This window comes from Marinomonas fungiae (assembly GCF_001418205.1).
GTDB lineage: Bacteria > Pseudomonadota > Gammaproteobacteria > Pseudomonadales > Marinomonadaceae > Marinomonas > Marinomonas fungiae.
The window spans coordinates 184,470-203,713 of sequence record NZ_LIQF01000005.1; the positions used below are offsets into that span (position 1 = coordinate 184,470).

The window sequence follows — 19,244 nt, forward strand, 5'->3', positions numbered from 1 at the left end:
CTAGGCATCGATTTTTACATTGTGCTTATCAATCCAATTGTTCAGTGTTTGGTAGTTTTTAAGCCCTAAAAGCTCCGCTGCACGGGACTTATTGCCTTGGGCTGCTAACAGTGCTTTAGGCACATAGTGACCTACCAGTTCCGAAATAATATTTTGAATATCAATACCTTGAGAGATTTCCCTATCTAGCAAGCCATCTTGTTTTTGTGGTCGATGGAAAAATGCTTGCTGCATTTCCTCACCACTGATGAGTTCATCACTACTCCATAGTGATGCTCGTAATATCGTAGAGCGTAATTCGCGAATGTTGCCAGGCCAGCGGTGCAACAGGATAAGATTTTTTGCATCAACAGAAAGTTTTGTATCTTCGAGCGCTTTATCTTGTTTTGCTAGACCTGCAAGCAGTGTTTCAGAGAGATGCAGTAGATCACCTTCACGGCTTCGTAGAGGCGGCAGCGTTAGCACACCAACTGCAACTCGATAGAACAAGTCTTCACGGAAGTCTCCACTGGCGATGTCTTCGATCAGATTTCGATGCGTCGCGGTAATGATTCTGACATCAACCGATTCTTCTTTTTGAGAGCCAACTGGCGTAACTAAGCCTTCTTGTATTGCGCGAAGTAAGCGTACTTGAGCCGCTGGCGTTAATTCACCAAATTCATCCAAGAATAATGTTCCGCCATGGGCTTGCTGAAAGACACCCGCGCTATCTGAGGTAGCCCCCGTAAATGCTCCTTTTTTATGGCCAAAAAGCGTCGTATCGATTAACTCTGGCGGTATTGCTCCACAGTTCAACGCAATAAAGGGCTTATTAGCACGCTGACTAGCGTTATGTATGGCTCTGGCAAACAGCTCTTTACCAGTTCCTGTTTCACCTTGAATCAGCACCGGTACTTCACGCTCTGCCAAAATCTGCGCCTGTTTCTTAAGGCGTAACATATTCGGGTCTTGGGTGATGATGTCATCGAATGCCGCATGAACGGGTGCCTGGTCATTGATCAGATTCGCTAAATGCTGGTCATTCACCGACACCGCACTAGGAATGTACTCAGCGGCAATATTGAACGGAATCTCGACCTGCTCAACCCCTTGCTCTCGGCTGGATTGATAAAAGGTCACGGGGTATTTGGTTTTACCCAGTAAGATCCAAACCGCCTGCATGGCTGGTGTACCAGGCGACAGCAAAACCGAAAGGCTTGAACGATCCGAATGAAGTTGCTGAAGGTGGCGATCTGCCACTTGGTAAATGCTGGCAAAGTCGATAGGAGAAAGAAGCGTTTCTTGATGGGCTTCAATAGAGATCGAGTAAGCGCCTAAGCACTCAATTAACCACGCTTTGAACTCACGTAATTCAGACTCGGTGTAAGCCCCAATTATAACCACTTTATCAAAAGTGAATGCTTGTAATGTCGTTAGGATAGGCCCCTGATTAGGAGTCCCAATGGTCTCAAGATCACGCTTGCCTATCCATGTTACTAAAACTGCTTCCATACACCCTGCTCAGCTACCGCTACAATGACGTAGCGGTTATAAACCATATATAAGAAGAATCTACCATAGGCCTATAGCGTAAGGAACGTGTAAACGGGCAAAGTTTAGGGAATCAGTACTCAATGCACCAAGCCTGTGCATTGAGGAAAAGTATACGGTTTAATTTCATGTTTCTAAGAAATTAGCTCTAAAAACACGAAAGCCCCCATCCTGTAAGGGATAGAGGCTTTTAATCAATTTTTGGCCTTGGAAAAGTTTACGGTGCAATTCCTAGTTTTTTCGCCAAAAGTTTAAGGTTAATTACAAAGTATAAGGTTTAATTGTTTGAATCCACTACACAAACTGCCCCGCGGCAAAGCCTGACGACCAGGCAAATTGGAAGTTGTAGCCGCCGAGCCAACCCGTCACGTCAAGTACTTCGCCAATAAAGTACAGTCCCTTAACACTATTGCATTCAAAGGTTTTGGAGCTGACTTCGTTGGTATCGATGCCGCCTAGGGTGACTTCGGCGGTGCGGTAGCCTTCGGTGCCATTTGGTTGCACGTCAAAATGGGTGTGGTATTGAATCAATTCCGCGAGGTTGTCGTTGGACAGTTCCGCCATGGGTTTGGTGATCCAAGGTAGGTCTTGTTTGACGACTTCAACGAATCGTTTTGGTAGCAGCTGGTTTAATTCCGTTTCTAAAGCACGCTTTGGTTTGTCGTTACGCAGGGTTTTGAAGTGCTCTTCAGGGTTTAAATCTGGTAGCAGGTTGAGTTGCAGTTCATCGCCCGGTTGCCAGAAGTTGCTGATTTGCAAAATCGCCGGGCCGCTGATGCCACGGTGGGTAAACAGCATGGGTTCTTTGAAGCTTACGCCATTGGCACTGGCTTCAATGTCCACACTCACGCCAGACAATGTGGATAACTTTTCTTTCATGGCTGGCTGTATTGTAATTGGCACTAAGCTGGCGCGTCTTGGTAGCACTTTCAAGCCAAACTGCTCTGCGATTTGATAGCCAAAACCCGATGCACCCAGTGTCGGAATGGAAAGACCTCCGGTCGCCACGACGAGGGATTCACATTCAATCTCTCCTTTGTTTGTGATTAGAGAGAATCCTTGATCCCGTTTGTTTATCGTTTTAACGCTGGTGTCGAGACGAATTTCTGAGCCAGACCACTCACATTCCGTTAGCAAGATATTGAGCAAATCTTTCGCAGAATGCTGACAAAAGTACTGCCCAGGTGCCTTTTCGACGTATTCGAGCCCATGTCGATCGACTAGCTCAACGAAATCATTCGGGGTGTAGCGTTTCAATGCAGAGATGCAGAAATGCGGATTGGCCGATAGGAAATGCTTTGGGGCAGCATCAAGGTTAGTGAAGTTACAGCGACCGCCACCGGACATAAGGATTTTTTTACCGGCTTTGTTGGCGTGATCAAGCACCAATACTTTGCGCCCACGGTAACCCGCTTGCGCGGCACAAAATAAGCCCGAAGCACCCGCTCCGATGATAACGACGTCGAAAGTTTCCATTTTTACCCCTGTATAATAAGGGGCGCATTATACCTAAGTGATGAAAAATATGCCCATCTTGTGCAAACCTATACAGCAGAAGGCATTCCCGTTTATTTCCACAGAATCCGTGAAAAAGACTGTGGGAATTCCGTTTTTTTCCTTATAAATCAGTGATATTTTTCAAATCAAGCGTTTTTTTAGATTTTCTTTCAAAGCTTCGCTCTGCATCAATTTCAATATTTGTTCAAGAAATCGTCAACAAAAGACTTGCACAGTAAAACTGTTTTTATATACAGTACTGTATATCTATACAGTAAAGGTGATTTTATGAACGCTTTCATCTACTTCTTACGTGGAAAAACTCAATTCTTCGCTTTTTTAGCCATTGTGGTCGCTATGTACGCACCTGCTAAAGATCTGTTTTCGTATGCCAATAAAACGATCGCAGACGCCAAAATTGAGCTGACAAGCATTTCGTTTGGTGGTCACACGCCTTGGCAAAGTCAGACCGCTCATCAGGGCTTTGTAAAGGTCAGTCAGTCACTTTCTGTACCACAACAGATTTTCACTAAATTCACTCTCAAGAATCCGTCTAACCAAGCGGCAAGTTATCGAAAAATTTGGCTGTACTTCGAGCATGCAAACGGTAATCGCGAGTACACGACTGACTACACGCTTTACGATCCAGCAACTCGACAGCGTTTAATCGGCCATTCGATTGAACTTGGGCCAAATAGTGAGGTGGAAGTCTTAGCTTCCTATCGTTTTATTCCAAGTTATAAACAGAGCTCGCCTGAGAGCGTATCGATTTCATGGGAGTCGAATGGTCATTTCCGCGATTCGAGCTGTCAATATGCTTTGTCCACAGATTCACTGAGTCAATTCGGTGTAACCTGTGAGTAACTCTCTCAAAGGCTTATATTCCCTTGCTTAAAACTATTTTTCAGCGTGACGTTAGTTTTTGTTCTGAATCAAGCTTATGGCGCATTGAGGCAAAAAGCACCATTGATAATCATTTTCATTTTTAATAGACTGTGAACACAATTTGCATATGGAGCAGTAACAAATGAAAAAAGTATTGACCCCAATCGCAGCGCTTGTAGCAGCTGGTCTGCTGACTGCATGCGGTTCACAGTCTGTTAAATCTAGTGACTCTGTGGTACTGACACCTAGCTCGGTTGTTGATCAGTACGCCAACATTGCTGAAGCCGCTTATGGTGACTCGTACACCACGGCTTTAACTCTGCAAAGTAGCATTGAAGCATTTCTAGCGAAGCCGACAGAAGCCAATCTACAAGTCGCCAAAGATGCTTGGATTGCGGCACGTGTTCCATACCAGCAAACCGAAGTTTACCGCTTTGGTAACGCTTTTGTAGATGACTGGGAAGGCAAGGTAAACGCTTGGCCTCTAGACGAAGGCCTGATCGATTATGTTGCTGAAGAGCAATACGGTTCTGAGTCTGACATGAATCCTCTGTACACAGCAAATGTCATCGCGAATGCCAATATTGAGATCGGCGGCAAAACAGTAGACGCAAGCAAGATCACACCTGAGCTGATTGCTGACTTTCTACAAGAAGCCGATGGTATCGAAGCAAACGTAGCCAGCGGTTATCACGCCATCGAGTTCCTACTGTGGGGACAAGATCTAAATGGCACCAACCCAGGCGCAGGTAAACGCACTGCCACGGACTACGATGTGAATAACTGCTCTAATGGCAACTGCGAGCGTCGTCGTGAATACCTAACAGCCGTGACTGAGCTGTTGGTGTCAGATCTTAAGTTTATGGCGGATGCTTGGAAAAATGGCGGTGATGCCCGTAGCGCATTGCTTGAGCAATCACCAGAAGAAGGCCTCAGTACCATTCTAACAGGCATGGGTAGCTTGGCTTACGGTGAGCTGGGCGGTGAACGCACTAAGCTTGGCTTAATGCTGCATGATCCTGAAGAAGAGCACGATTGTTTCTCTGACAACACCCACTGGTCACATTACTACGATGCCAAAGGTATTAAGAACGTTTACCTTGGTGAGTACCAGCGCGTTGATGGCAGCTGGGTAAAAGGACCGTCTCTGTCTGCATTAGTGGCGGCCAAAAATCCTGCTCTGGATGTCGAGATGAAAGCGGACCTTCAGAGTACAGAAGCCGCAGGTCAAGCAATGGTAGACGCTGCAAAGAAAGGTCAAACATTTGATGTGCTAATCGCCATGAATAACACAGCAGGCAATGCATTAGTACAAACGTTTGTCGATTCGTTGGTAGACCAAACGCGCACCACAGAAGAAGTGATTCGCGCCTTGAATTTAGAGGGCATTACCCTTGAAGGCTCTGACAGCCTAGATAATCCAAGCGCTGTTTTCTAATCGCTGGATACCGTAGGTTATTTAGGGGTGACAAGTTCACCCCTTTTGTCGTTTTAGGTTTACTAATATGACCCGTTTTTTGTTCTCTTTTGGCATGATGATGCTTAGCAGCGTTAGTCTCAGCTCATATGCTGATAGCCATGCCTACAACCAACCTTTTCCGTCGCTCTCTGCAGAAGACAAGCAGGCGTTCTATTTAGGCGAAAGTATTTTTGAGCGTTTCTGGGTGCCTGCGCCGTCCTCTACCACAGCGAGCGATGGACTTGGGCCCCTGTTCAATGCGCGCTCTTGTCACAGCTGTCATGTCAACAGCGGCCGTGGTCATGCCCCAAAATCAGATCAACTCGGTAGTGAAGTCCCCTCTTTTTTTATTCGCTTCGCTCAACAATCGCCTCAAGATCATAAGACATTGCTTGGGGATGAGATTTATGGCCGACAGTTTCAGCCATTGAGCTCTACCAATACGAATTCAGAAGGCGATTACAAAGTTATATGGCATGAGATTGTCGAGACATTTCCCGATGGTCATCAAGTCACATTGCGTCAACCTGAGCTGCAATGGATTCGATTAAATTATGGTGACTTTTCCCCCAACACGGGCTTTTCAATGCGCGTCTCTCCGCCGCTGGTGGGCATGGGGTTACTGGATTTGGTTCCCGAATCTGTCATTCTGGAATACGCTGATCCGACTGATCGCAATCAGGATGGCATCAGCGGTAAAGCAAACTGGATTATAAGCGATCAAAGTCAGCGTTTAGGCCGCTTTGGACACAAGGCCAGCGTTGCGACCTTGAATGAACAAAATCAATCGGCGTTTAATGGTGACTTAGGTTTATCTACAGAACTCTTCCCTTATCCTAGTGGCGACTGTACCGAAGCCCAAGCTGATTGTCTGCGTGCTCCAAACGGCAACAGTGCTCATTTAGACGATCTCGAAGTCAGCCATGAGCAAATGGCGTTGCTGGATAGTTACGTCGCGCTAAGCATGCCTCCCGCTATGCGAAACTTAAATGAACCTTGGTTTCCTGAGGCCAAACAAATTTTTGATGCGTTAGAATGTGGCAGCTGCCATCGACCAAAACTAAGCACTGGCCCATCGCAATATACGGCACTCCATCGTAGAGATTTCTACCCGTTTACTGATATGCTTCTGCACGACATGGGCCCGGGGCTTGCCAACGGTTTTCCAGTATTTAGCGCATCCCCTACTGAATGGCGAACGGCCCCTCTTTGGGGTATTGGCTTGTCAGAAGCCGTTTCTGGCCGCAATGGCTTTTTACACGATGGTCGGGCACGCACCATTGAAGAAGCAATTTTATGGCATGGGGGCGAAGCCCAAGCCAGTAAGAATGCGTATAAATCACTTAATGCCAAACAACGCACCCTATTCGTAAGATTTTTGGAGTCTCTTTAATGCTAATTACTAAACAAGCCCTCGCAGCTTCAGTTGCTTTGCTGGCGGGAAGCTCTGCATTTGCCGACCAATGGGATAACACCCTTGAGCAAATTCAATCTCAGTATATCGTGCCGAAATATGAGAATTTCAGTGCCAGTGCAGATGAGTTAGCAAAAGCGACAGCGGCTCTTTGTTTGGCGCCAAGTGACACTACCTTAGAAACTGCAAAGCAAGCTTTCAGTCAAAACATTCAAGATTGGCAGCAGGTACAGTGGCTTAACTTTGGCCCAGTCACTTACTTTATGCGTTACTATGCCTACGAATATTGGCCCGATAAAAAAGGCGTGACACAGCGCCAGCTACGCACTCTAAGTGCCGATCCAAGTACGATGGCTACGCCTAAATTCTGGACTTCTGCGAGTATCGCGGTACGCGGCATGACGGCCATTGAATCTTTGCTTTACCATTCTGATTTTGATGTTGTGGCAAAAAACAGTGACTGTGAAGTGCTAGAAGCCATCAGTCGCCATCACGCCACGACCACCCATGATGTATTAACTCAATGGCAACAGAGCCAAGCAACGGATTGGATTTTCCCTGAAGAAGGCACCACCGCCACACCAGAACACTTAGTGGTTGAGCAGCTGATGCAACAGTGGATCGAGCACATGTCAGTGGTGAAAGATGCCAAACTGGAAACACCGATTGGTTACAAGGATCAGCCAACCTTGAAACTGGCGGAGTTCTATCGCAGTGAGCAAACCTTGCCAGCGATCCTGACCAATTTAAAAGCGTACCGTAATCTGTATCATGTAGGACAACCGTCGCTATTTGATACGGCAATGGCTAAACAACCGGAGTTAGCTCAAGCATTAGAGTCAGCTCTCGCGGAGAACGTGAAAGCTGCATTGCAACTGCCTAATGATTACTTCACTGCGGACTACTCTCAAGCTGAACGGATTGAGATGGCTAAGCCTCTCGTCCTTTCCATTTCAAATAGTCAAACGAAATTGAGTAATCTCGTTACCAAACTGGGCTTTCAAATCGGCTTTAACAGCCGTGACGGAGACTGATCCATGTTACTAAGCCGTCGCGCATTCTTGGCCTCGTCGCTAGCCGCTATGTCGATCCCAACTTGGGCTTCGGCTTTGCCGATTGAAGCTCAAGGCGAATTATTCTTTTCGGCTTTTTCAAAAGGTAAAACGGATCATTATGTGGGTGCCTTTGGGAGTAATGGCCGTCTACTCTGGTCAATGCCTTTGCCAGACCGCGCTCACGCTCCCGTCGTTCACCCTACTCACTCCGTAGTTGGTGCCGTTGCACGTCGACCGGGCTTTTACATAGATTTCTTCAACCCATTAACTGGGGAGGCGATTAAGCGAATTGAGCCTTTGGCCGAGCATCATTTCTACGGCCACGCGGTTTTTAGCCAAGACGGTGAGCGCCTAATCACCCAAGAGAATCATTATCCTACTGGCGCAGGTAAAATTGTGATTCGCTCTTGGCCTCAAGGTGAGGTACTTAATGAATACAGCAGTGGCGGTATTGGGCCGCACGAGTCAGTGTTAATGGATCAAGACGTAATAGTCATTGCCAATGGGGGGTTACGAACTCACCCTGATAATGACCGTGAAATCATGAACTTAGAAACCATGAGACCGAATGTAACATTTCTGTCATTAAAAGACGGTAGGGTCATCAACCAAGCCGAACCAGAGCCATTACTTCACAAATTGAGTATTCGCCACCTCGATGTGAATCGCCAAGGGGTGGTGGCATTAGGTTTTCAATACCAAGGCGAGTTATGGGAAAACGTTCCTTTAGTTGCATTAGTGAGCGCAAATTCAGATACTCTAGACTACCTTGATATGCCAGAACAAATTCGAGCTCGCTTCCAACAGTACTGCGGCAGCGTTTGTTTTGATGCCAGTGGAGAAACACTGGCGATTAGTACTCCAAGAGGTGGATTTGTTGCCTACTGGGATGTACCCTCGAAGACCTTTTTAGGCGTTGATAACTGTCGCGATGTGTGCGGCGTGATTGCAACAAATAGGAAACATGAATTTGTATTGACCAGCGGCACAGGAAAACAGTTGATTTCTTCGCCCCGCACACGTCAAATTAGCCAAATAAACCAGCTCGCCGATTTGCATTGGGACAATCATTTAAGGCGAATTAACTTAAACGCATAAACATTTAACAAATTGCATCACACTCAGGATGGTCAGAAGCAGTTTTTTTAGGTAATGTAAAATGGTTTAGCTTGCACATTTCGTGCTGTTATAGCGACCATTAATCTGATTGTAGTAGTTTGATGTTATTAAACTTTTTTAAACAGTTTTTTGTAATCGATGACGCTGAGCACGAATCCGGGAACCTGCACAACTTTCACGTTAGTGCGCTCAGAATTTTATTGAGCACCAGTTTACTGGTTGCTTCAGCGTTCACTCTTCACAGTATTTTCCGTATTGATGGTACGGATGACGCTTTTATGTTAAGTGTGGTAGGCGCTGCTTGCTCACTTGTCTTAATCACTTTACTGTGCACCTCGAAAAGATTTAATCGGCAATCCTCTTTCCTTTTGATTGTTGCCCTTGCTGTAACCGGCGTTCTTTTCATACGTTACTCAGAGCATCCCAATGGCATCGAATTTGGCGTTATCTTGCTTTATTCACTGCCACTGCTGGCCCGCTTATTTTATAGCTTTAAAGTCTCCTTATTGTTTGCCTTTGCTAACACAGCAACGTTAGCAATGGATCTGCATGTCTCGGAACACTTACCGTTTGAATCCGGCGCGAATGCTTTATTTAGCGATCTATACGCTCAGCTAATGGTGTTCACATTGTTAAATTTTGCGCTTCCTTTAGCGGCTTCTCGTTTGATTAAAACCTTACAAAGAAGCATTCACCGTTTAAAAGAGCTAACAAACAGTGTGAGTCACCACTCGGATTTGTACGAGGAAATCTTTGAGCATACGGGTACGCCGACTTTGTTATGTGACAAGCGTGGCGTGATTATCAAGCTTAATCAGAAAGCATTAGACCTGTTTCCTGGTGTTAACCCAGAGACGATTGAAGGGTCAAAGATCAATGATTGGATTTCGTCTATTTCAGACTCCTCTAATCGCTTTTTTTGGCAAAGTAATGTTTCTGAATGTGTGTTGAAATCCAACACCCGAAACTCTCTGGAAGTACATCGATCTAGCTTAACCACTCACGGTCACTATGTCCTGCACTTGCAAGATGTCACGCATCTACGCGCCCTGACCGAAAAGCTGGAGAACACACAGCAGACGAATTCACAACTTGTGCACTATGATGCTCTTACCCAACTGCCTAATCAGCAGAAGTTCTGTAATCAGGTAAATCATCGTATTCACAATGTGTCCGACTATTACACTGGCGCCATGTTTATCATTCGTATTAGTCAGTTTAAACTCTTGAACAAGCAATACGGACGAGACCAAGCCAACCGCGTCATTCTTAATTTCTCACGCACCCTTCAGTCTCGCTTATCCGACAAGACCATTTCAGGACGCTTACGTGGCGTGAAATTTGCCTGCTTTATGCCAGTGGGTCAGACTTATCTGATTCAACGCAATCTGCGAACCCTCATTAAATCCGTGTTGCCAGAACAAATTCGTATTGGTGAAGACATACTCAACATCGATTATCAAATTGGTGTGGCCTACTACCAGAATGAAGGCGAAACAGCAGAAGAACTGCTCGAACGCTGTGAAATGGCACTTGAGTATTCCACTTCCGCGGAACGCATTGCTTTCTTTGACAAGCAACTGGAAACAAAACTCATCCAAGAGCATAAATTAGGGCTGGCTCTTGGTGAGGCGGTCAAAAACAAGAAAATTCAACTTTGGTTGCAACCTCAGGTAGTGTCTTCTGGTGACATCCGTTCTTTTGAAGCCTTGTCGCGCTGGCAGTTGGAAGACGGCACCTTCATCTCTCCAATTGTCTTTATCAAGCTTGCGGAAGAATTAGGGCTTTTACCAAAGCTGGCGGAAAATCTTTTAAAACAGCTTGTGGCCGTTTTAGAAGAGTGGCACGCGGAAAGCATCAAAACACCGATTGCCTTTAACTTGGCAGGACAAGAGCTAATGAACGACGTGTTCTTTGCTTTACTCATGTCGATGACATCAGAGCGTCCTTGGTTAAGTGAAATGCTGGAACTTGAAATCACAGAAACAAGTCCTGTCATGACGCACCCACTGATTCATAAACGTCTGCGAGCGCTTTCTCAGTATGGTTACTCGATTGCCATTGATGATTTTGGAACTGGGCAAGCTTCACTCGGTCAGCTGATTGATATACCGGCTAGCATACTAAAAATCGACCGCCGCTTTGTCGCACCTTTGCCAAATGATAATCGCCACTTGGACATCGTCAAATCCACCATACAATTGGCTCGGTCATTGAATATGAGCGTCATTGCTGAAGGCATTGAAACACGTGAACAAGCCAACCTGTTGATTGGCTTGGGCTGTGACACCTTGCAGGGTTATTATTTCGGTAAGCCGTCCCCTATCTCAGATTGGACAAAAAACAATCATGAGAAAGCCAAACAATTACGAATGGTCTATTAAGTCGATCAAGTACGCCCTGAAAACGAAAAAGCTGGCCTTAGCCAGCTTTTTTGCTATACGAAGAGTATTGATTAGAATAGCAATTTATCGAATACCGCACAGTCTGTGTAATGGTATTCTGTGTTCGCTTTCAAACGCGCCGCTTTATCCAACAGCTTTTGCGATGCTTCTTTTTGTCGGGGTGAAATGTAGTCTGATGACACATTGTCACGCAGCGTTTGTAAGTACTTCTCAAGCCTTGGGGTGCAGTCATCTGCCTCACGTTCAGCGGCGCTCACCGTCAAGGCTGAAGACGCAACCAACGCCACAGATACCAATTTCAATGCTTTTGAGAAATCAAACTTCGCCATAACCAACCTCAGACTAATTTTCTTTTGTCTATTAAACCACATTGGCTAGGTTGAGAGAATGCAACAAAATGAGAGTCAGCAAACTAAGCAGCGAGCTTTGTAATACAATACTCCAAACTATTTCTAAGCTTAATTCACGGGATTGAGAAACGATGTTTACCCTAACAAACGATGCGAATTTACCGAAACATGAACTTTATAAGCAACTGAATCAGCAATTATCAGCGCTCTTACAAGATGAGCGGGATTTGATCTGTAACGCCGCACAATTCTCAGCATTTATCATGCAAGCGTTGCCAGATTTAAACTGGGCAGGCTTTTACTTTGCTCGGGGTGAAGAGCTTGTACTTGGGCCTTACGTTGGAAAAGTCGCCTGCACTCGCATCCCTTTTACCCGCGGTGTTTGTGGTGCTGCAGCGCGTACTTTAACAACACAACGGGTTGATGATGTGCATGCTGTGCCTGATCACATTGCCTGTGATGCCGCGTCGAATGCTGAGCTGGTGATACCAGTTATTGTGGAAGGACAGCTAAAAGCCGTCTTTGATATTGATAGCCCTAAGGTAGATCGCTTTGACAGCACTGATCAGGCTGGCATTGAGCAACTGGTGCGCACCTTTGCTGACGCTTGTGAATGGCAGTGGTCCATTTGAGTGAACTTCGTCACAAAGAACTTTTGCTTAACCATACCGGCGTAAATACCTCGCTAAAAAAATGCAGAGCTGAGTAATAGCTCTGCATTTTTCGCTACCGTTTTAGAGACCGGCTTTCTTCGCGCGATGTGCGTGAAGCTTTTTGTAGCTGTCGATCAGTTTCAAATGACGATCTAGGCCTTCTAGCTTCATGCTGGTCGGTGTGAGGCCATAGAACCTCACTGTGCCATTAACAGAGCCCACAACGTTTTCCATCACCTCTTTGCCAAACATACGCGACAAGTTTGGTAGGAAGTCATCCAGCTCTAGTTCATCATCCAGCGTGATTTCTAATACAGCACTGATCGCTTGGTAGAACAAACCACGCTCCACGGTATTGTTGTTGTAGCTTAAAAACTCCTGCACTTGGTCTTTGGCTTCTTCGTGCATTTGCAGCGCCAAGAACAACAGCAGTTTCAGCTCGCCCACATCTAACTGCCCCCATGGCGTGTTTTCATCAAACTCAACGCCGATCAACGTACGAATGTCGTTGTAGTTATCCAGCTCGCTTTCTTCTAAACGCTCAAGCAGTGCTTCAAGCGCTTCATCATCAAGTGAATGGATGTTAAGAATGTCTTCACGGAACAACAGTGCTTTATTGGTGTTATCCCAAATTAGGTCGTCGGCTGGGTATACCTCTGAGTAATCCGGCACTAGGATTCGGCAAGCGTTGGCACCTAGGTCATCAAACACCGCCACATAGACTTCTTTGCCCATGTCTTCGAGAATGCCCATTAAGCCATCACGTTCTTCCTCGTTGGTGCCAGAGAAATCCCATTCGCAAAACTCATAATCCGCTTTGGCACTAAAGAATTTCCAAGAGATCACGCCGGTTGAATCAATAAAGTGCTCAACGAAGTTATTCGGCTCTTGTACCGCAAACGAGTTAAAGGTCGGCAATGGCACATCGTTTAGACCTTCGAAGCTACGACCTTGCAACAATTCGGTTAAGCTACGCTCCAACGCCACTTCAAAGCTTGGATGAGCACCAAACGAGGCAAACACACCGCCTGTGCGTGGGTTCATCAAGGTCACGTTCATCACTGGGAATTGACCGCCCAGAGATGCGTCTTTGACCACCACTGGGAAGCCGTTTTCTTCTAGGCTTTGGATACCCGCCAGAATACTTGGGTATTTTTCCAATACCGACATCGGCACATCTGGCAGGACGATCTCTTGCTCGATGATTTGCTTCTTCACGGCTCGCTCAAAGATCTCAGACAAACACTGCACCATGGCTTCAGGTAACGTGTTGCCAGCACTCATGCCGTTACTTAAGAATAAGTTCTCGATCAAGTTTGATGGAAAATACACCGTCTCTTGATCCGATTGACGCACGTATGGGATCGCACAAATGCCACGTTCGATATTGCCGGAGTTGGTATCAATTAGATGAGAGCCTTGCAGCTCTTGCTCGGGATCAAAGATATCTAGACAATAATCGTCCAACAGACCTTCTGGTAACGAATCGTCTTCGGTCAATGGAAACCATTTTTCCGTTGGGTAATGCACGAACTCAGCATTGGCTAACTCTTCACCAAAGAATTGATCGTTGTAGAAAAAGTTACAGCTGGCACGCTCGATAAACTCACCCAACGCCGAACAAAGCGCGCTTTCTTTAGTCGCGCCTTTGCCATTGGTGAAACACATGTGCGAGGCGGCATCACGCAGATGCAAAGACCAAACGCCAGGCACGATGTTACGCCAAGACGCGACTTCGATCTTAATGCCCAAATCTGCCAACAGACCTGACATATTGGCGATGGTGTCTTCTAGAGGTAAGTCTTTACCTAAAATCGAAGTTTTCTGGGTTTGATCCGGCTGCGCCATCGCCATCAGCGAAGCTCCCGCATCCAAATCCTCTACCGTTTCGATCTTAAACTCTGGCCCCGTTTGAATAACTTTTTTAACGGTACAACGATCAATCGAACGCAGGATACCTTCACGGTCTTTGTCACTGATGTACTCAGGCAACTCAACTTGAATCTGGAAAATTTGATTGTAGCGATTTTCCGGATCAACGATGTTGTTCTGCGATAAACGAATATCCTCGGTTGGGATATCACGCGCTTTACAGTACACCTTTACAAAATACGCCGCACACAGTGCAGAAGACGCTAGGAAGTAATCAAATGGGCTAGGCGCAGAGCCATCACCTTTGTATCGGATAGGTTGATCGGCAACGACGGTAAAATCGTCAAACTTGGCTTCTAAGCGAAGGTTATCTAAAAAATTTACTTTGATTTCCATGGTGGGTTTCCAGCGTCAATATGGCGCGCAGTCTAGCATTATTTGCCGCCTTGTTCGCCTCATGCACTGTGTAAAGCCATGTTATTTTTTGCAGGGCGTCCTATTGAAGTGGATGTGAATGATTGCTTAGATGATTCAACTCATAGGCTATTAAAAGTTGGCTCTTCCATTGTTCAGTTAGCAACCTCAACCTTAAGTGCAACGCCTGCGGCAGAGGTGCGATTCTCAACACCTAACTTTGGAAAAATCTGCTCTAAATGCTTATTAACAGTTCGAGGGCTCATATTTAAAATTTCAGCAATTTCTCGATTCGTTTTACCGTTGGCGATCCAGTGCAAAACCTCGGATTCACGCTCAGTTAATGCAAGCTTCTGCCTTAGCAGCTCAGGACCAGTTAATTTGTGCCCATCTTCAAGACGGACCAATCCATCGCCATATTCTGTATAGCCTAAAAATTTCAATGCTAAAGGGTATTCCAAGCCTGAAAGTTTTATCGTCTGCCCGACGTTAGGCTGATGGCTAAACCATTCACAAATATGTGTCGCCAGCTGCTTTGCTTGCCATTCTGGAGTCACACGCGCCTTTGCCATTAATGCATAGGCTTGTGGAGTCGCCCATGACACTTCGCCTTGAAGGGTAAAAGACATAAGAAACTGACCAACTGTATCTAATGCCGCTTGTGCATTATTACTCATGCGCGCGTTTGAAAGGTGTACCTTCATTCGCGCCACCAACTCATTTGGCTGAATAGGTTTTGTTAGATAATCAACACCTCCGGCTTCAAGCCCACGCACAATGTCCCCTGTTTCACTTAAACCAGTCATAAAAATAACAGGGATATTTGATAGCTTCGGATCGTTTTTTAATGCTTTACAGGTTTCAAAGCCATCCATGATAGGCATGATGGCATCAAGCAAAATAATATCTGGCCGAATTCGATTGGCGATGGTTAATGCCTGTCTACCATCAAGCGCCACCAGCACATCCATGTTCTCTGATTCTAATGTGTCATGGATCAAACTCAGCGCATCTGCCGAGTCATCTACAACCAGCACAATATCGCTTTCATTGTTTACTTTCATATTTCTTTTCCGATTACTTAGGCCTTGTGCTGCTCTAGATAATTCACTAGATCATCAAACTTAAACTGACTATAAAGATGCTCTAATGTTTGTAAATGATGGTGACAGATTAAGTCGACTTGCTGAAGTTGATCCAACATTTTGCGTACACCTTTTTTGTACCCCATTTCCGAGAAAGCTTCTAACTCCCGAATCATTTCATGATCAGGAATTGGGACAATCTCAAGTGACTCATTTGAAATGTCATTAGGCGTATCTTCAACCAGCGATGCAGGTTCGTCATCTGCATACACCCAGTCCAAACGCAGCCACTGTTTGATCGCTTCCAACAAGTCGGCATTTTTTATTGGTTTAACAAGATACTGGTTGAACAGTACTTTATCATCACGCGAGCGCTCATTTGCATCCGCAGAAAGCATCAAAATCGGCACTTTATAATGTCGCTGCCTTAGCTCACTGGTTAGAGTTAAACCATCCATAACTGGCATTGAGACATCTAAAATAAATAAATCTGGCTCGCATAGGCTGAGTTCTTCTAGACAAGTTACGCCGTTTTCAGCTTCCACAACATTAAAACCAATGGGGGCTAACATTTCAGCCAGAAGTCCTCGAACAACAGGGTCATCATCAACCACCATAATAGTCCTTTGCGCACCATTGTAACTGACCACTTTTCGCTCCATTGGTAACGTTGACGAATCTTCGGTCATCCATGGCAACATCAAACTCACGCGAAACTCACTTCCAACCCCCACATTTGAGATTACCTGTAAGTCTCCCCCCATTATTTCTGTTAATAATTTTACGATGGTCAGCCCTAATCCAGTGCCCGGCAGATTCGCCGTGCTCGCATCTCGAACCCTTTCGAATGGATCAAAAATTCGATCGAGGTTTTCTTCTTTAATACCTAATCCAGTATCGCGGATTTTAAAATCTGCCACTTGGTTGCGATAATAAATCTCAAAAACGACAGAGCCTTGCTGCGTGTACTTCACAGCATTGGAAAGTAGATTAATGAGTATCTGTCGTAAGCGCTTTTCATCGGTTGCAATCACACGCGGTAATGGTGAAAGAACACGACACTCAAATTTGATACCTTTGTTTTTGGCTTGCATGGCAAACATGCTTTCTAACTGCGAAATTAACTTAGGTAACTCGACCGTATTTCGATACAGCTCAAAACGTCCCGCTTCAATTTTTGAGATATCAAGCAAGCCTTCTATTAAATCAGCTAAGTACAAGCCACTACGATGAATAATCTCTAAACCATTCTGGTGGCTTAGTGGTGTATTATCTTTTTCGGAAAGTAACTGTGCATAACCAATAATCGATTGCAGCGGTGTTCTTAGCTCATGGCTTATCCCGCCCAAATAGCGACTTTTCGCTTCATTTGATCGCTCAGCCTGCTCTTTAGCACTTTGCAATGCCAAATCCGTTTCTTTATGCGCTTCAATTTCTTGTGTCAACTTGCGAGTTTGTCGATTCGATTCCTTCTGTGCCACGACACGACTTTCGTGGGCAAGTAAAAACAACCAAGACAACACCCCAGACACGATCAACAAAGTGAAGAATAAGGCAAACATCGCCTGCTCTAATAACATGGCTTCATTGGCAGTTTGCGGTGCCATTTGACGATAAATCAGCATCATCAGCGCCGCATTAATGATGTTAATCACCACCAGCATAGAGGCAAAACGCCCTAGACGTGAGTTGATCGCCCGCACCAGTCTTTTCGGTAAAAATAGCTTAAGAAAGTAATCGCTTTGTTGGGAAATGCTGGCTTGCGGCTTACAGCTGTCTAAACAACGAACATCGAGCGAACAACACAAAGAACAAATTGGCTGTTGGTAAGCTGAGCAGAAACTCATGTCTTCGCTTTCAAATTCATTTTCACAGATACCACACTTTAACGTGACCACAGAATGGCCGTGTGGGTGCGAGTTTGGAGTGGCCTGCTTAACCGTCGCAATAAGCGGTATTAACTCAGGACTTTGTCGTGCTATGTAATACTTCCCCTTGGTAAGAAAGGCGATAAGCGGCACACAAATAAAGCATGACGCGATGGCAATAAAGTGCGACAGGCTTTTTGCCACATCACCGAATATGCCTAAATAACACAATAACCCAAGAGCAGTAGCAATCAACATCGATCCAGTTCCCACTGGGTTGATGTCATACAAATGCGCGCGCTTAAACTCCACATAGTTAGGGCTTAACCCCAGCGGTTTGTTGATCAGTAAATCCGCCGATAAACTTGATAGCCAACTGACAGCACTGATAGCAAATACACTTAAGATGGCACCTAACGCTTGATAAATACCTAACTCCATTAACAAGAGCGCAATGGTAACGTTAAAGATTAACCAAACGACTCGGCCTGGGTGTGAGTGCGTAAGACGGGAGAAAAAATTCGACCATGCAATGGAACCAGCATAAGCATTGGTCAGATTGATCTTCATCTGACAAATAAACACAAATACCGCCGCTAAAATTAAAGCCGTCGTTGGCGAGGTGGTTAAGAACAAGAAGATGCGTTGATAAAGATACGTGGGATCGGTTGCTTGCAGCGCCGTGGCACCATCAGAAATCGCTAAGTAGGCAAGAAAGGATCCCAGCAACATTTTTATGGCTCCGATGAATACCCACCCAGGCCCTGCCAACACTAACCAAAACCACCAACGTTTGCGGTTTTCTTTGGTCTTCTTCGGAAAGAAGCGTAAGTAGTCAACCTGCTCGCCGATTTGCGCCATCAGCGCAAACAACACTGAGGCGGCTGCGCCAAACAGCATCCAGTCAAACCCCGTCTCTTGGGGTAAGTGGCCGGGCACATACTCAGTCCAGCCAGAAAAATTCTGATATTCCTGCGTTACCACAACGCCAATGGCCGCCGCTTGTAATACGAGCCAAAGCCATTGAGTCCCCACTTGGAAGCGGCTGATCGCCCTAATCCCATGAGTCACGATGGGAATGACGAATATGGCTGATAAGGCATAGCCAATAGGCAAAGGAATCCCAAGTAGCACTTCTAAGGCAGATGCCAAAATGGCCGCTTCGATGGCGAAGAAAATAAACGTAAACGTGGCATAAATCAGCGACGTTATTGTGGAGCCAAGATAGCCAAATCCCGCACCACGGGTGAGTAAGTCAATGTCTAAGCCATGCTTAGCCGAGTAATAAGCAATGGGGAACCCAGTAATAAAGAAAACCGCCAGCACCGTCACAATAGCAGTCACGGCATTGGTGAAACCGTACGTTAGAGTAATCACTGCCGCTAAGCCTTCTAGCGCCAGAAATGCCGCAGCGCCCAAGGCAGTATGACCTACGCGGTCAATACTCATGGTATGACCGTGCTTCGCCGTATAACGTAAAGCGTAATCTTCCATCGTTTGATCCGCGACCCACTTATTGTAGTGTCGCCTTACTTTGAAGATTTTTTGAGCAGCAGCCATTTCGCCTTATTCCATTCTAAAACGCCAAGAGTTCACACTCTTGGCGCTTGTTTCAGGGCTAGATAAAACCATCCCCTT

The 19,244-nt window shown here is 45.7% G+C and carries 13 protein-coding genes; 7 read left to right on the forward strand and 6 right to left on the reverse strand.

Annotation, left to right across the window (positions count from 1 at the left end; all coding sequences use genetic code 11):
• On the reverse strand, positions 1-1,491 hold the full coding sequence (locus ASC49_RS09665; RefSeq protein ID WP_055463040.1) for a sigma-54 interaction domain-containing protein: 1,491 nt from the start codon (positions 1,489-1,491) through the stop codon (positions 1-3).
• A gap of 333 nt (positions 1,492-1,824) precedes the next feature.
• Positions 1,825-3,006, reverse strand: coding sequence for a BaiN/RdsA family NAD(P)/FAD-dependent oxidoreductase (locus ASC49_RS09670; protein WP_055463041.1), 1,182 nt, complete (start codon positions 3,004-3,006; stop codon positions 1,825-1,827).
• Positions 3,007-3,315: 309 nt separating this feature from the next.
• On the opposite strand from ASC49_RS09670, the gene ASC49_RS09675 reads away from it, so the two are divergent.
• The 6 genes from ASC49_RS09675 to ASC49_RS09700 all read left to right on the forward strand — a co-directional run bounded on the left by ASC49_RS09675 (position 3,316) and on the right by ASC49_RS09700 (position 11,343).
• On the forward strand, positions 3,316-3,891 hold the full coding sequence (locus ASC49_RS09675) for a hypothetical protein (RefSeq protein WP_055463042.1): 576 nt from the start codon (positions 3,316-3,318) through the stop codon (positions 3,889-3,891).
• Positions 3,892-4,054: 163 nt separating this feature from the next.
• Positions 4,055-5,350 carry an imelysin family protein gene (locus ASC49_RS09680; RefSeq protein WP_055463043.1) on the forward strand — a complete coding sequence of 432 codons (1,296 nt, stop codon included), beginning with the start codon at positions 4,055-4,057 and terminating at the stop codon, positions 5,348-5,350.
• Between the two features lie 67 nt (positions 5,351-5,417).
• Positions 5,418-6,764, forward strand: coding sequence for a di-heme oxidoreductase family protein (locus tag ASC49_RS09685; RefSeq protein WP_055463044.1), 1,347 nt, complete (start codon positions 5,418-5,420; stop codon positions 6,762-6,764).
• On the forward strand, positions 6,764-7,819 hold the full coding sequence (locus tag ASC49_RS09690; protein WP_055463045.1) for an imelysin family protein: 1,056 nt from the start codon (positions 6,764-6,766) through the stop codon (positions 7,817-7,819). The genes ASC49_RS09685 and ASC49_RS09690 overlap by 1 nt, the downstream gene beginning before the upstream one ends.
• Before the next feature lie 3 nt (positions 7,820-7,822).
• Complete coding sequence (locus ASC49_RS09695; protein ID WP_055463046.1) at positions 7,823-8,938, forward strand: DUF1513 domain-containing protein; 1,116 nt, start codon at positions 7,823-7,825, stop codon at positions 8,936-8,938.
• A gap of 221 nt (positions 8,939-9,159) precedes the next feature.
• Positions 9,160-11,343 carry a GGDEF domain-containing phosphodiesterase gene (locus tag ASC49_RS09700; RefSeq protein WP_245624682.1) on the forward strand — a complete coding sequence of 728 codons (2,184 nt, stop codon included), beginning with the start codon at positions 9,160-9,162 and terminating at the stop codon, positions 11,341-11,343.
• Positions 11,344-11,414: 71 nt separating this feature from the next.
• On the opposite strand, the gene ASC49_RS09705 is transcribed toward ASC49_RS09700, so the two are convergent.
• Complete coding sequence (locus ASC49_RS09705) at positions 11,415-11,693, reverse strand: hypothetical protein (RefSeq protein WP_055463048.1); 279 nt, start codon at positions 11,691-11,693, stop codon at positions 11,415-11,417.
• A 152-nt stretch (positions 11,694-11,845) separates the two neighbouring features.
• On the opposite strand from ASC49_RS09705, the gene ASC49_RS09710 reads away from it, so the two are divergent.
• Complete coding sequence (locus tag ASC49_RS09710) at positions 11,846-12,346, forward strand: GAF domain-containing protein (protein ID WP_055463049.1); 501 nt, start codon at positions 11,846-11,848, stop codon at positions 12,344-12,346.
• Between the two features lie 102 nt (positions 12,347-12,448).
• On the opposite strand, the gene ASC49_RS09715 is transcribed toward ASC49_RS09710, so the two are convergent.
• From ASC49_RS09715 to ASC49_RS09725, 3 genes are all read right to left on the reverse strand, one after another.
• Complete coding sequence (locus tag ASC49_RS09715) at positions 12,449-14,635, reverse strand: OsmC domain/YcaO domain-containing protein (protein ID WP_055463050.1); 2,187 nt, start codon at positions 14,633-14,635, stop codon at positions 12,449-12,451.
• A gap of 173 nt (positions 14,636-14,808) precedes the next feature.
• Entirely contained in the window at positions 14,809-15,717 is a 909-nt protein-coding gene (locus tag ASC49_RS09720; RefSeq protein WP_055463051.1) for a response regulator transcription factor, read from the reverse strand.
• Positions 15,718-15,734: 17 nt separating this feature from the next.
• Positions 15,735-19,166, reverse strand: a complete 3,432-nt coding sequence (locus ASC49_RS09725; protein WP_055463052.1) for a hybrid sensor histidine kinase/response regulator — start codon at positions 19,164-19,166, stop codon at positions 15,735-15,737.
• Between the last annotated feature and the right edge of the window lie 78 nt (positions 19,167-19,244).